Source organism: Bradyrhizobium sp. Kon58 (assembly GCF_055807455.1).
Window position 1 is genome coordinate 114,663 of the sequence record NZ_JBVVOT010000012.1, and the last position, 13,859, is coordinate 128,521.

Genomic DNA, 13,859 nt, shown 5'->3' on the forward strand with positions numbered 1-13,859 from the left:
GTGCTACGCTGCACTACTTTCCTTCTAGGATGTTCACCGGAGTCCAATCCGACCCCGGTGGATTTGTAGCGAGCGCAGTCGCGCGCTTGCCAAAAAGCGCTGACGCCGGATCCATTTCCGCCGTTCGCCCGAACGCATCAGCGGCCTTCGCAAACTCCCTTGCCCGCCAGCAGGCCAGCCCTTCCGCGTAAGCCGTGGCCACCTGTTTCTGCCCGGCGCTCTCCGCGCCTTTGTCCGCGAGCGGCTCGAATACCCTGATCGCCTCGCCGCGCCCCAGCACCCGGATCGCATCGAGTTCCCGCCAGGCGAAGCCGTCGCCGGTTTGCGCCATCGTCGATTCCGAGGCCATGATTGCGGTGCCGTAGTATTTGTTGGCGCCTTCGAGCCGCGAAGCGACGTTCACGGTGTCGCTCATCACGGTGTAGTTGAAGCGGCGGCGGGAGCCGATATTGCCGACCACGGCCTCGCCGCTGTTGAGCCCGATGCGATGCGACAGGCCGCGGCCGGCGAAAGCGGCGCTGCCGGCGTTGAGCTCTGCCAGCTTTGCGTGACACTTCAGCGCGGCATGGACCGCGTGGCGCGCATGCGCGGGATCGTCGGCGGGCGCACCGAACATGGCGACGATGGAATCGCCGATATATTTGTCGACATAGCCGCCATGGCTCTCGATGATGTCGGTCATGGCCGACAGATATTCGTTCATCAGCGTCACCAGCTCGCCCGGCGTCATCGTCTCGGCGATGGAGGAGAAGCCGCTCAGGTCGGAGAAGAACATGGTGACGTTGCGCATTTCGCCGCCGAGCGCCGGCATCTTTCCGGAGGCAACCATGGTGTCGATGACTTCGGGGGCGAGATAGAACGCAAAGCTCTTGCGCAGGAAACGCTCGTCACGATCGGCCAGCACGAAACGGTAGCCGATCATCATCGCGAGCGCGGCAAGGCTTGCGAGTGCCGGCTCCGTCAGCGGCAGCGCCAAGGCATAGACGAATGCACCGACGGCCACGGCGGCGTAAACGGCGGTCAGGACGAACCAGGCGATCATCGCGCCGCCGGGCGCGAACATGCAGGCCGCGCAGGCGATGATTGCCGCGAGCGCGATCGTGACAATGGTCCGTGCCGGAAAGCCGAGTTCGCTCACGGCATCGCGCTCGATCAAGTTCCGGACCGCGGTGGCATGCACGAAGACCCCGGCGATGTCGCTGCGGGCCTTTTGCGCGGTGTTCGCCGAGACGGGTAGGGCGCATCGCGGCCCCGGCGTTCCGTCATATCCGCCGGACAGCCGCATCGAGGTGAGCTTGCGATCCTCGAAATTCAGAGCGGTGCCGAGCAGCACGACTTTGCCGCCGAAGGCGCGGCGGAAGAAATCGCGGTCGCCTTTTTCGACGCAGGCTCGCAGATCGGCGAAGGAGAAAGTCGGAATGTCACGGCCCAGTCCTCGAAAATTGAGCGCCAGTGTATTCGGTACCGCGCTCGGAATTGCATAACCGGACAATTCGGACGCGCCGGACGGTGCGATCTCGGGCTTTCCACCCAGCGCGCGCGCGGCGAGCTCGACCGCCATCGTGGGGACCGGCTTACCGTCGATCGAGAAGCTCAGCGGCATCCGCCGGATCACGTCGTCGGTGTCGGTATGGACGTTGAGGGAACGGACAGCGTTCTTCACCGCAAATCGCTGTGCGGGGTAAGGCGCGTCGGGATGATCGTTGCTCAGGATCTCGCCGAGGACCAGCTTGCCGCTGTCGGAAAGCTTCCGCAGGGAGATGAGATAGTCCCGATCGAAGCCTTTCATGCGGCTGCCCAGCGGCGCGTCGCCGAAGGGAATCTCCGACTGCTCGATCGAGCTCGGGAAGATGACGTCGAAGCCGATGACCTTGGCACCGCCATCGTCGATACTCCCGAGCACGCGGCCGATCTCGCGCGTCCAGGTCTGCGTTGGCGATCCCTTGAACGGCGGAGTGTCGTAGGTCTCGCCGTCGATGGCCACGACGACGACGGGTGATGTCGCGGGATCGCGGTGGTCGCCGACGAGCATGCCGCGCAGTGCCGTGAGGATGTCGAGCGACAGGCCCTGCAACGTCTGGAACGGCGGAGACGTGACGACGGCGCCTGCAAGAAGCGCAATCAGGATCGCTGCAACGATGTCCCGTCTGCCGATCCGCCGCATCGCCCCGACGCAGGCCGCCTACTCGAGCCGCAGCAGGCGTCCGACGATCGGCGTCGGCGATGACGTGGCGCTGGCATCGACCTGGAAGGCGTAGCGCTTGGCGCCGAGAATGGCGAGATAGCTGCCGCCCGGCGTCAGCGACTTCCCGACCTTGGCGAAGTCATAGAACTTGCCTCCGACCATCGTGTCGCCCCTGAGCGGCACGCTGATCGTGGGCTCCTTGCCATCGGTGCGTTCGATCACCAGGGTGCTGCCGCTCTTGGCCTGCACCAGCGGCGCGACGCCGTAGAGCGTCGGCAGCTTGGCCGGAGCGCTACCCTTGGCATCCGACCGCATGGTGCGGAAGGTCGTCGCGGCACTCTGGTTCGCCTCGCGCTCAGACAGTTTGGCCGCATTGGTATCGCAGGGCACCTTTTCCCGCTTGACCTCGCCGAGCTGCACGGTGCTCTGCTCGGCGCCGATCAGGACGACGCCTTCGCTGATGATCTCGCGCTGGCAGGATTTGAGATAGCTGAGCGTAATGCTCGCCTTCGGCCCGAGCTTGATGATCTTGCCCGGCGCCACGTAATCCATGAACGCGATGCCGTCGACCTTGCCTTGCACGTCCTCCACGATGGCGGCCGGAGTCTCCGCCAAAGCGGGGGCAGCAAGACAGCACGCGCCGACAACAGCGCCGATCAGGCTTTTCATGGGAAATCTCATCCAATTCGACCGATATTTGCCCGGTCCCCGTCCAGGGGCGATGCTTAGCAGCGAAACGCCAAGGCAAGTGTGACCGGAATCACTCTCAGATATTGGTGCACTCTATCAGGAAGAGGTTCAAACCGGCGACCGGAGAAAACAGTGCGCCGGCAAGCTGTTGGCCGGATGGATAATTTCATTCGGCTGGGACGGCCTCGACCGGGTGGCCCTCCGCTGCACTCTCTATACCTATAATGGGCGCGAGCGTGGCCTCGGTCTTCTGATACGGCGTCGCCTGCTGACCGGCGGCGATCTCGACCACTTCCTCCCTGCGCGACAGGAAGGCTTGTTGTCACGAAGGCTGAGTTGATAGCGGTTATATGCAAGCTGCCAAACGAGGTCGGCACGCCGATCGTCTTTAGCGCGGTATGCAACGAGGTCCAGCTTTCGTGCCCGCTGCGCGGAGGAGCCTGCGCTGCCCGCGTCGCTGCGCGTCGGTAGCAATTTGACTGGCTCGCTTTGCAGGGTGTTAACCGTGGCGGAATGCTCTCCGCGCGGATCATTGTCGCGCCCTAGTATTGGTTGCAAATGGGTTTGAGTTGTACGGCGGATATTTTCATGCTGAGAGACGGCAAATATGCTGCCTGGTTCAGGACCCCGCGCGGTCAGGGCACGGGCGTAGTGCATCTGGCGGAGGGACGAATCTCCGGCAGCGACAGCTTCTTCACCTATGGTGGCTCTTACCGAATCGACGAGCAGCGCTTCACGGCGATTCTGACCACGCGGCGACATGCCGAGGGGCCGCCGACCGTGTTTGGGCTCGACGAGGTCGAGGTCAAGCTCTCGGGCGTGTGCAGCGGTGCGATGGCGACCTGTTCCGGAACGGCCGAGCAGGCCCCCGATTTGACCTTCGAGGCGACGCTGATCTACAGCCAGGACGAGGTGCCGGCCCCCGACACCAGAGGTGCGGTCGTGAAGCTCAATGCCGACAAGCTGCCCAAGGGGCTCGACGGCCGTTCGCGATCGCGCCATCCATTTGCGCCGGGATCGCTTGGCTCAGAACGGAATAGACCATAAGGCCAGATCGACTTCGACGATGTTGTCAGGACTTAAGCGGATGAGCCCGCTGGTGCCAGGCCCAGGCGGTGCGGATCACAGTCGGTAGATCCGAATGTCGCGGCACGAAATTCAGCACTTTTCGCGCTGCGGAGGGATCGGCGACGAGATAGGTGGGATCGCCGGCGCGGCGCGGTTTGACGGTGTGGGGCACCTCGCGCCCGGTCTCCTGCCTGATGGCGGTCAGGATTTCCCGCACCGAAAAGCCGGAGCCGGTGCCCAGATTGAAGCTGCCGCCGGCATGCCCTTGTTCCAGCAGCTTCAGCGCCGCGACATGCGCCGCGGCGAGGTCGGTGACATGGATATAGTCGCGGATCGCGGTGCCATCGGGCGTGTCGTAGTCCTCGCCGAACACGGCAAAATCGACATGGCCCTGTAACGCCATCATGGCGCGCGGAATGAGATGGGTTTCATTGTCACGCAATTCGCCGATGCCGCCGGCAGGATCGGCGCCGCTGGCGTTGAAATAGCGCAGGCAGAACGCGCCGAAGCCGTAAGCGGCGCGGTAATCGGCCAGCATGCGCTCGATCATCCACTTCGATGCGCCATAGGGGTTGATCGGCGCGCAGGGGAAATCTTCCGGCAGTTCCTTGGAATCGGCATTGCCGTAGACGGCGCCGGTCGAGGAGAACACGATACGATGGCAGCCCGCATTGCGCATCGCCTGCAATAGCGACAGCGTGCCCTGCACATTGTTGATGTAGTACTTTTGCGGGTCGGTCATGGACTCGCCGACGAGGCTTGCCGCCGCGAAATGCATGACCGCCGTGATTTTGTGCTCGGCGAAGGCGTGCGCCAGCGTGGCGCCGTCGAGCAGATCGCCTGTTACCAGCGGACCGGCGACGAAGCCGCGATGACCTGTCGACAGATTGTCATAAACGACGGGCTGATAGCCGGCGGCGGTCAGGGCGCGGCAGGCATGCGAGCCGATATAGCCCGCGCCTCCGGTAACGAGGACAGTCGGTCGGTCCGTCATGTGTGCTTACCTCAAAGCGAAATCAACGATTATCCAGGCAACCGCCGCCAGCACCAAATCGGCAGACAGCACGAGCGAGCGTCAGCGATGCGGGACGTTTGCGGAGAAGCCGACCATATGTCGGCCCAAAGCGGTGCCCAACGCGGGAACATGCAGGGTGGCGCCACGGGACACGACATCACTCAAGGAGAGGGCTTCCGAAGTGATCTGTCCCAATGTGATTGCCTCAGTTCAACAGTTGATCGATCGGGTGAGCATAGATCGATCTTCGCTGTATGCAACCCACCGGGGGCTCGGCACGATAGTCCTTCTTCGTTTAGCTCGCATTGACCCTATGGCTGCGAAATGGTCGGCGCGCGCGCGGCGGCAACCGAAGCTTTAAGTACGAAAAATAAGCTGAGGCCGAGTAAAGGAGTGACTGAACATGGCACAGATCTGGATGACTTATGACGAACTCGCCGGGCTGAGTGGCTGCACGCCTGCCGAGGCCAGAATGCGAGCCATCCATTTGTCACTTGACCGCCGCAAAAGCCGCGATGGCGCAACCCGCGTCAAGCTCGATCTGGCGCTGACGGCTAAATTTTTCGCATCTGTCCGGGACGCCGATTTTGATCTGGACGGCGCCATCGAGGCGCTCCAGGCCACCCATCATCAGATGGCAGAACTCCTGACGCCGAACCAGTTCCTGGGCCAGCGCCGCTCGGCTTAGCCCCCGCACGTGATTTCTCAAGCTCCGGGTATAAGGAGCCGAGATCTCGCGATAGTTGTTCCGAATCAGGCGTAAATCTCCATCCGGAATTTCCATTGCGGGCCGGGTTTAATCGCAGCGGGCCGCAGAGCTTGCAGGAGGATGCCATGAGGAACGACAGCGATCGAGGCTACGCGACACTGGTGGGAGCGGCGATGCTGGGGGGCTGATCATCATGACAGCCGCAACGGCGAGCGCAGAACTCGTGAAGTTGCAGGCCGATCTCAAAGGCGGCAATGAAGTGCCTCCGAACAACTCGCCTGGAACAGGCAAGGCCGAGGCGACCTACGAAAGCCTGCCGAAAAGCGCGCCGATTGCGAACGCTACGGCCAGCGTCGGCCAGTAGGCCTCGCGTCGAGAGGATGCCGCGTTCGAGGCGGATGGTCGCATGGAGTGGGAATCGAGTGGAGTTTTTGTCGAGATCGATCGGGACCTGCAAGGCTTTGTCGGGATAGAGCAGGAATTCGCCAAGTTTCTCGCCGTTGCTCAAGGCGAGGATCACTTCGCTATGGACGCGCAACTCGGCGGGCATGATGTCGAACAGGCTGGCGTTGACGCCAAGAATGGCGACCAATGCGGCGTTGCCATTGATGTCTTTGAGCACGCCCAGAGCATCGCCGCCGAATTGCTCGACACGGAAGAGCGAAAGGCTCTTGTCGCGCGCGGGAAGCATATCGCGGCGGTCGATCATCCCTTGTCGAATTCCAGCGTTTCGGAATAGGCCGAACAGATCACCGGGCCATCAGGGTTAACGAGGCGCACATCCTTGATTGCGGAACGCTGGTAGACGTGGAGGCGGATCGCCTGCAGCGTCGCGGGCCCGCAATCGGCAAGGTCGCGCCGCGCAAGTTCGCCCAGGCTCGCGCCGGCAAAATCGATTGCAAATTCGGCGCGACGCAGAACAACCTCAGTCAATTCGTCGAGCTGATGGGCTTGCTGACGCCGGATGATGCTTTCGGCTGCGAAATGCCCGCCCAGCCCGAACGCCATTGTGCTCGCAAGCACGAGCGCCGCAAACACAAAGGTCGGTCGCTGTAGTCTCATCCTGCCCGCGCGGAGATCGAAGGACGCTCCTGCAGATCCTAGTCAGGACGGGCTAAGATAGGGTCTAATTGGGACACCCAAACGCGGCGCGGAACCCAACGGGTCTTGCCCATTTGGCGGGCAGCGGGGGCGGGAGGCGTGGGTAGCCCGGTTTGGGGCAGAGCGGTGCGCTCTTCGGCATCACAAGCCAGGGTGGCGAACCGCGTAGCCCGAGGATGAGCCAAAGTTGCCTTGTTCTACCCACCGATCGGGATGGCTCGGGCCTGTTGCCTCAGGTCGGAGGTCTGGGCAAGAAGGCCAAGATCGTCTGGGCGAGCATGACACCCACGAGACCTCCGGCGACTTTCTGGAGGGCGTCAAGCAGGCCCGGATCCCGGTCGGGTGTGAGCATTTGCATGATCTCCAGCCCTATGGCGACCGCGATAACGAGAGAGCAGGTTAAAGCGAACCGTCCCGGCAGCAGGAACGACAGGAGAAATCCGAGCAGCCCATAAGCGCTGAAGCGCTCGATCACGACGACCCAATAGGCTTCGTGATGCCCCATTAGCGCAGGGCGTCCTGCCAACTTTGCAAAGGTGGCGTAGACAATGAGCGCCAGGCAGATGCACATGGCTGCAATCAAGTGGTTTCGGCGCATGCCGCCAGGGTAGCCGGTTGGCTACCGATCGGGATCAAAAAGCCCAGATATCGTTAAGTTCCTGCTGGCGCTAACGAGGCATCCATGATTCAGGGGCGTTTCAAGGCGCGATCTCTAAAGGACCACACTCACGCTTAAGCAGGTGGGCATAAGAGTAACCTCTCCGGTTCCGTGGCAAGGCAACGAGTTTACTCTGGCTGAAGTTGGCTTTTCTATTCGTCGAGAACAATCGCATAGTTTCTGTTATTTCAGCCGCCGCTTTATCCGATGAGCTCTTTGCCATGCCGAACGTCGACGATCTGCAGATGCTACGTCTGATCAAGGCTTTTCAGAAAATATCCGACCAGGACGTAAGGCGCTTGATCATCCTGTATGCGGAAGAGCAACTCGAGAAGCTACAGGCAAAAGCGAAGCAAAAGCCGCAGTAGACGTACGCCGGCCGGCGAGCCGTCCCTGTGGTTTGCGTCGCAAATTTCCGGTGCTCAGGTGATATCCGTTCGACAACCCGTTGCGCCCCATTGAACGTCTCGACATGGAGCCGACTCGGCTTAAGCCTTTTCCCTGCGGACAATCCACCGGCTCGGCCTGCAACGCCCGCCTTCCCAGATAGATGGACGGGTCCCCGCATCGCTGACGATGCCGTAACTCAGATTGGTTTGGCACCGACGGTCTAAGAGGGCTACGACAAGGTTGTGGTCAAAAGCTTCCGGTAGTTCGAGCCGAAGAGGACACACCGCAATTTTGGGCGAAGCCGAAGCTGCTACGCAGCAAGCCCTTGCGTTGCGGTAACGCGCCATTTTGCGCTGTCCTTGTCGACAGGCCTAATTCTGCCTGATCGTCGGGCTGTCTATTTTCGTTGACCAGCGCGATTTAGATTCCGCTGTAACCCATCGGCGGCGCTTCAGCCGTGATCAATGCGCCCCGAGACACAGGAGCCTTGGTGGCGAAATCCCCGCGGTGGTCATACCGGCGTTGAAGCCGGCGGCACCGGGATGGTCGGCCTCAAAGTGGGGTTGCCATCAGGTCATCGGGGCCAGGTTTAGGCTTGACGTTCCATTTCAGCCCGATTTGGGCATGCGTCGCCAGTCGTCCCTGTTTGCCGCTGTTCCCCCCTCAGCATGTATCAGCGGTGTCGCCGAATGATCGCTTTTCACGCGTCCAGGGTAGGAGCTCGTCCCATTCCAATTTCGCGACACCCCCCGTTACCGACCCAGAACAAAAACGGATTTTTGATAATTTAAAACGATTCTTTGTCGAACTCTTCGTGTCCTGTGGGAGAGCGAAACACGCCATCAAAGAATCGTTTATTTTTCTAGATGAGTCGTATCGCACGGTAACTCGCTGCGTGTTACCGTGCGATGGCGACAATGTTGATGGCCAATCGTGCTCGAAGATCGGAAAGACACGGCAAAAGGCACAACTCGGGATCAGTCCGCATCCCCTCTGCCATTATCCGGGCGCGACCCAACATACACTTCGTCCAGCGTGGCCAAGCTGCGATGCCAAGCCCGGGTGGTAGGCAGCGTTGAACGATTGCCCCAATTCTAGACCTTCTACCGGCTATCCATGTGCTACGCCGCGTCGGTTGATTGGCTCGACGGTTACGGCCACCGGCGCAAGCGAAATCTTAGAATGCGCGCTGAAGATGCTGTGGTTCAATAGAGCCGCGGCAGGCATGAAAACGTTGGAGCCAACTGCTGTCCGAGCCCGAAGGCGCCAGCATCCGCCTTACCGCATCCCTCGATGACCGATAACGATGCAGGCATCTGGATCTAGGCTCGGCGGAGGCGGCGCACCGTTGCGGCCAAGTAAGCTCGGACGTGCCCCACAGTCATCGATGACATCAGTTCGATGAGTGGGGCGCCTTACGATGCGATTGAGCTCAGCGACAGTTGCGCGAGCGGTGGGCGCTGATCATTGATCTGATATGGGAACATCAAAAGGAACGCCGCCGGGGCGACAAGCTCAGGCGAACCAAACGTCAATCCAAGGCGTTCGCCACCTGTCGCTGCTGCTTGAATAATGCGCGTTCCACGATGGTGCTCGATTGAGTACTATCGCCGCCTGCAATTTTTATTCAGCTAATGGCTCACCCAGCCGTTCCAGCACGGCAAGCCTGTAGGCCGCCTTATCGGCAACCAACGTCTGCATTCTGCGATACATCTCAAGCCGCTTTTGCATTCGCGCAACCAACGGCCGTGATGGCCACGGGACGACGACACCGATTTCCTTCCACGCCGCGCGTCGTTTAGTATAGTGCTTCCTCTCGTTGTTGATGCACAGGTGGCCTACAAGGGCCGCCACCCCGGCATCGCCATACTCGCTTCTCATGTTTTCAATGAATTGCTGGCGCAGGCTGTGCAGGTCATATTGCAGCTTGAACCCGCATTTCTTTGAAGTCACGCGGAGCAGGCGCGCGATTTGACCTTGACGCTCGGCGAATTTTCCCTCGACTGCCCATTCGCTTGCGTTATAGATCATGTGCTGGATGTTTGTCACAGCGGCTTCGCTGAACTTCGAAATCTCGAGGGTGCGGTGGGTAAGCCACTCCTCCTCCACATGGCCCATTATCACGTGAAGCCAAACCCGCCTGCCGTGAGGCGCGCTGGCGTCGTGGCGTATTTCCAGTGTGGCCAAAGGCCATTCGGTCGGATGCAGACCGGTACTAATGCCGGCATCGAGCCAGATTTCGAGCCAGCGTGCCGGTTTGCTGTTTTGGTCCCCGAGTGCAGTCTTGAGCTTTTCGATCTGGTGCTGTTCGATTTGGTTCGCGCTCTCGCGCTCGCGCGATCCGGATCCAGGCTGAAGATCAGAATACAACCAGGCGAGTGCTTCAGTTATATGTGAAGAGGGGATGGTGTGGATGACAGCGATCGCACCTGCACGATTCATTCTCCACGTGCTGTCGTCCCAGAAGGGCTTCCTGGCCAAAAGCCAATTTGCGAAGTCACGCGGATCCACGTCCTCGAATGCCATCCCGGACGCTTCAGTACGGACGTACTTGGCTGCCAGCCTGCGCCCACACCTCTCGTAAAGCTCTTTTGTTTCCTGGCTCGCGACGGCCAGAGGGGCGTCCGGGTCCTTCTGGTGCTTGTTGCGCCATTGAGTGCGATATCCTTCGGCTTGCCCGACGAGCCCGGACAAGACAGGGTCAAAGGAGGCGTAGTCCGGTCCCCTTGGCCCATCGAGCGAAGCTGCGATCTCTGCGGTCCAAGATTGACCATCGTCGAATTGCTCTCCCGGGCGGCCAACCTGCGGGTCGCCATCAGGCAATTGAATGCCCAAGGAGGCTTCCGCGTCTATTCTGTGAGGGGCCTGTTGAGCCTGCGGAGCCGGGTTGTCAGCCTTAGCCGCCCTGATCGAGGCCGGGTAGCTGGCTCCCATGTCTGGGTCTCCGGCTGTCGAACCATTATGCGTCTTGGTTTCGCTGCGGGCCTTCGCCTGGCGAAATCCAAGCTTCCGTCGAAGCGGGGCGACGGCCCTGGGCCGTTTATCGTCTCGATCTGTCATTGTTTTACCCGCCGCATGTGTCGGCGTAGAAGCCGCGGCTGACGACTTTTCCGGTCTTAGGGCGTGCGCGCATGAGCTCGTCCTTTCCTCCAATCCGATGGGCAACCCGTTCAGAAAAAAACGGAAATGAGTCATAATATAACGCCTCTTTAGTGAATTCGGGAAGAGAAATTTTGTCTAAGAGTCGTTTATTTTCTCAATAGAGTCGTATCGCACGGTAAGTTGCCGCGAGATACCGTGTCATCTTGAAAGCCGCTCGATTGCCGGGCTCCTTTTGGAGGGCGCAGCTCGCTAAACCGGTTGAAGCGATTGCGAAGCGGCAGCATGGGTGCATGACAGAGACCGAGGCGACGGCCAAGGCATCGATGTGCGCCGTTCGCCGGCTGCGCGAACCGCCTGGCGGCTGCGATCGACGTTACTGCCGGCAAGAATTCAGGCCAGAAGCTCAAACATGACGCCGGTCGCACCAACGGACGGAGCGACGATGGCCCTCCACGGCCGGCGCGATCATCGCGCGTCTGAAGCTGGAGTTGAGCTGAATGATGCGCCGCCGCGTGCGCCAAGCCGGCCGACGCCAATGTCGCGAGGGCAACCGGCCGCTTCGCATTGAGAATGAGCAGGCCGCGGTCTGACCTCTGACGACGGGCGCATGTCGGGGCCCCTTTGGCGCCGGATTCGCGATGCTCGAAGCCGTCACGATCAAGACCATCGATATCGCCTCCGGGCCAGACCCAAAGACGGGTGAACGCGTGAATGGGGGCTCTTTCCGGAAGAGCCGAGCGCCATTGCGTACGGAATCTGCGGCTCGGCCCGGTTGGACATCCTGGCGAAGCGTCCGTCAGAGCGCCGCCAAATGTCATCTGGGCAGGTGTTGGGCGGCGTGCCCGCCGGGCGATCGTCGACGCCGTCCTGTCGGTCAATATGCCCATGGCTTTCGGGGACGAGGTCCGTCTCTCGGGGCGGGACCGGGCGCAGGGCGCTCGAAATAGCCGTTCGTCGAAAGTGAATGATATAATAGGCAACAAATGGTAACTCATGTTGCTAAAGCAAAAATATATCGTTATATATGTGTTGGGAGGTAAAATACCCCGGCTGACTGTCGAGGTCCGGCAGCAGGAGGATGATCAACAGAAAGTGTCATGATGCGGTTCTTCACGTCGGTGTTCGCAGCCTTCCGGGCAGTCGTTGCGGCGCTTTGGGCGCTCGTGCTGCTGCCTGGCCGCCTTCTGGGCGTGCTCTTCGGCGTCGCGCCGGACCATGACGAGATTCCGCCGATCGCTCCGGCCGAAGATCTGGAGAAGGTCGCGGAAGCAGAGGTTAGTGCTTCGGGCCCCGATCATTTGGCGGCGGCTGTTGTACTCGGATGGTGCGCGCAGAGCATCATCGATGGCCGGCCGGCCTTACTGCCGCTCGACGCGCCGATGGAAATTTCTCGATGGCTGCGTGGCCTGACCCGCCAGGAATGCTCGATTATCGTCCATTCCAAAAAGTCCAATATCGAAAGTCATTTGATTGGACGTCACCGGCTTCCCGGCGTCAGGGACGTCCGGCCCTTGATGCCGCAGCAATGGACGGCGGGGCCCAACACGGGCCCCGCGGCCGACCTCATCGCCGACGAAGAATCTCCCGAGCCCGCATCGCCTTCAACTCGGCCGTGAGGGCGATCATTTCCGACTGCATTTCCAGCATCCGGCGGTTCGAGACCTGCACCTCTCTGTAGAGGCGGGCCCGCTTCTGCTCGCTGAACTCGATGCCGTCGACCAGGGCCTGTCGGTCCCAGCGCGCAAAGTTTGCCGCGCGGGCGTTTTGGATCGCGGCGGCGAACGCCGCCGCGATGGTCGCCGCGCCGCCGACCGCTCCCACGGTGAAGGCGCGGGCGTCAAAGCCGGTAAGTGGGTCGCGAGTGCTCATCTTCTGTCCTCCGTTTGGTAACAAATTAGATGTTGCATCATTATATCCTAAGTATTACAATCTCGTTTCATCGCCGTCGACAGTTCTTAACAATCGATCCAAAGGACGAAGCATGCGTATCCGCCTCGGCTCCGACTTCCACGACGATCTCGCAGGTAACGGCATGGATCGCCTCGCGGTCGTCGATGCGGATGTCACGGTCATCGCCGGCGACGTCATGGCCCCTGGGCACCTTGCAATCCGCCGGCTGCGCGAATTGCTGCCCGACGCGCGAAATCTGGTCTACGTGCCCGGCAACCATGATTTTTACTCGCACGCGGATAGGCACCACCCCGAACTACGGACGACCTACGAAGCCCAGCGCTACGAGCTTATGCCGCGTGCCGCCGAAGAGAATGACGTCATCTTGCTGGATGACGCGGCTGTCGAGATCGACGGCGTCCGGTTCATCGGCGGCACGCTTTGGACCGACTTTTGCGCGCGGCCGGGCTACGTCTCCTTCGACGAGGCGGTTCGCGCGGCGTCGAAGGCAATGAACGACTATCGATTGATCAAGAGGTTGCCCGGCCGTTCGCGTGACAGGTTGCGAGCGCGCGACACGATCGACGCTCACAAGGCCACTCGGAAATTCCTGCAGGAAACTTTGGCCCAGCCCTTCGATGGAGAGACCGTGGTGGTGACGCATCATGCCCCTTCTTATCGTTCGTTGCTGGGCTGGGGGCCCGATCGTCCGCTCCTGTTCAATGATCTCGACTGGTGCTACGGATCCGACCTGGAAGCCCTGATGCAAGGCGATGGAGCGCCGGCGCTCTGGCTGCATGGTCATGTTCACACCAATCGCGATTATCAGGTCGGACCCGTGCGCGTGGTCGCTAATCCGCGTGGTTATCCTTTGCGGCCGGGCGTGCGCGAGAACCCCGACTTCAATGCCGACCTCGTCCTCGAGCTGGAGTCGCGCTTGGCCCCAACGATGAAGATCTGATGCGCCGTCGGAGCCGGGATCGCCGCGGATGGGTCTTGTTCGGGGCGAAGGGGGGCGGACCGACTGCGTCCGCGAATGAGCGCCGGGGTC

General features: G+C 61.0%; 13 protein-coding genes. 5 read left to right on the forward strand and 8 right to left on the reverse strand.

Features of this window, described 5'->3' with window-relative positions; translation table 11 throughout:
- Nucleotides 1-13: 13 nt before the first annotated feature.
- Both AC0L20_RS20920 and AC0L20_RS20925 read right to left on the reverse strand, forming a co-directional pair.
- The gene (locus tag AC0L20_RS20920) at nt 14-2,164 is read right to left on the reverse strand and encodes a CHASE2 domain-containing protein (protein ID WP_473291669.1); all 2,151 of its coding nucleotides are present in this window, start codon (nt 2,162-2,164) and stop codon (nt 14-16) included.
- Nucleotides 2,165-2,182: 18 nt separating this feature from the next.
- Nucleotides 2,183-2,854: a hypothetical protein gene (locus tag AC0L20_RS20925; protein ID WP_456765863.1), complete on the reverse strand. Its 672-nt coding sequence runs from the start codon at nt 2,852-2,854 to the stop codon at nt 2,183-2,185.
- Between the two features lie 609 nt (nt 2,855-3,463).
- On the opposite strand from AC0L20_RS20925, the gene AC0L20_RS20930 reads away from it, so the two are divergent.
- Nucleotides 3,464-3,922: a hypothetical protein gene (locus AC0L20_RS20930; protein WP_456765862.1), complete on the forward strand. Its 459-nt coding sequence runs from the start codon at nt 3,464-3,466 to the stop codon at nt 3,920-3,922.
- A gap of 25 nt (nt 3,923-3,947) precedes the next feature.
- On the opposite strand, the gene galE is transcribed toward AC0L20_RS20930, so the two are convergent.
- On the reverse strand, nt 3,948-4,937 hold the full coding sequence (gene galE / locus AC0L20_RS20935; protein WP_456765861.1) for a UDP-glucose 4-epimerase GalE: 990 nt from the start codon (nt 4,935-4,937) through the stop codon (nt 3,948-3,950).
- Between the two features lie 424 nt (nt 4,938-5,361).
- On the opposite strand from galE, the gene AC0L20_RS20940 reads away from it, so the two are divergent.
- On the forward strand, nt 5,362-5,646 hold the full coding sequence (locus tag AC0L20_RS20940; RefSeq protein WP_007606560.1) for a hypothetical protein: 285 nt from the start codon (nt 5,362-5,364) through the stop codon (nt 5,644-5,646).
- Nucleotides 5,647-5,815: 169 nt separating this feature from the next.
- Here AC0L20_RS20940 and AC0L20_RS20945 read toward each other — a convergent pair whose 3' ends face one another.
- The 3 genes from AC0L20_RS20945 to AC0L20_RS20955 all read right to left on the reverse strand — a co-directional run bounded on the left by AC0L20_RS20945 (nt 5,816) and on the right by AC0L20_RS20955 (nt 7,366).
- A complete protein-coding gene (locus tag AC0L20_RS20945) occupies nt 5,816-6,376 on the reverse strand; it encodes a hypothetical protein (protein WP_456765860.1) in 561 nt (186 codons plus the stop codon).
- The gene (locus AC0L20_RS20950) at nt 6,373-6,675 is read right to left on the reverse strand and encodes a CSS-motif domain-containing protein (protein ID WP_456765859.1); all 303 of its coding nucleotides are present in this window, start codon (nt 6,673-6,675) and stop codon (nt 6,373-6,375) included. The genes AC0L20_RS20945 and AC0L20_RS20950 overlap by 4 nt, the downstream gene beginning before the upstream one ends.
- Nucleotides 6,676-7,000: 325 nt before the next feature.
- Nucleotides 7,001-7,366 carry a VanZ family protein gene (locus AC0L20_RS20955; protein ID WP_456765858.1) on the reverse strand — a complete coding sequence of 122 codons (366 nt, stop codon included), beginning with the start codon at nt 7,364-7,366 and terminating at the stop codon, nt 7,001-7,003.
- A gap of 281 nt (nt 7,367-7,647) precedes the next feature.
- On the opposite strand from AC0L20_RS20955, the gene AC0L20_RS20960 reads away from it, so the two are divergent.
- Complete coding sequence (locus AC0L20_RS20960) at nt 7,648-7,794, forward strand: hypothetical protein (protein WP_456765857.1); 147 nt, start codon at nt 7,648-7,650, stop codon at nt 7,792-7,794.
- A gap of 1,645 nt (nt 7,795-9,439) precedes the next feature.
- Here AC0L20_RS20960 and AC0L20_RS20965 read toward each other — a convergent pair.
- Nucleotides 9,440-10,750 carry a hypothetical protein gene (locus AC0L20_RS20965; protein ID WP_473291679.1) on the reverse strand — a complete coding sequence of 437 codons (1,311 nt, stop codon included), beginning with the start codon at nt 10,748-10,750 and terminating at the stop codon, nt 9,440-9,442.
- A 1,265-nt stretch (nt 10,751-12,015) separates the two neighbouring features.
- Between AC0L20_RS20965 and AC0L20_RS20970 the strand changes: the two genes are divergently transcribed.
- Nucleotides 12,016-12,534, forward strand: a complete 519-nt coding sequence (locus tag AC0L20_RS20970; protein WP_456765855.1) for a hypothetical protein — start codon at nt 12,016-12,018, stop codon at nt 12,532-12,534.
- Here the strand turns inward: AC0L20_RS20970 and AC0L20_RS20975 are convergent.
- On the reverse strand, nt 12,482-12,787 hold the full coding sequence (locus tag AC0L20_RS20975; RefSeq protein ID WP_456765854.1) for a hypothetical protein: 306 nt from the start codon (nt 12,785-12,787) through the stop codon (nt 12,482-12,484). The two genes, AC0L20_RS20970 and AC0L20_RS20975, sit on opposite strands and share 53 nt — an antisense overlap.
- A gap of 112 nt (nt 12,788-12,899) precedes the next feature.
- Between AC0L20_RS20975 and AC0L20_RS20980 the strand changes: the two genes are divergently transcribed.
- Nucleotides 12,900-13,769, forward strand: a complete 870-nt coding sequence (locus tag AC0L20_RS20980) for a metallophosphoesterase (RefSeq protein ID WP_456765853.1) — start codon at nt 12,900-12,902, stop codon at nt 13,767-13,769.
- The last annotated feature ends 90 nt before the right edge of the window (nt 13,770-13,859 follow it).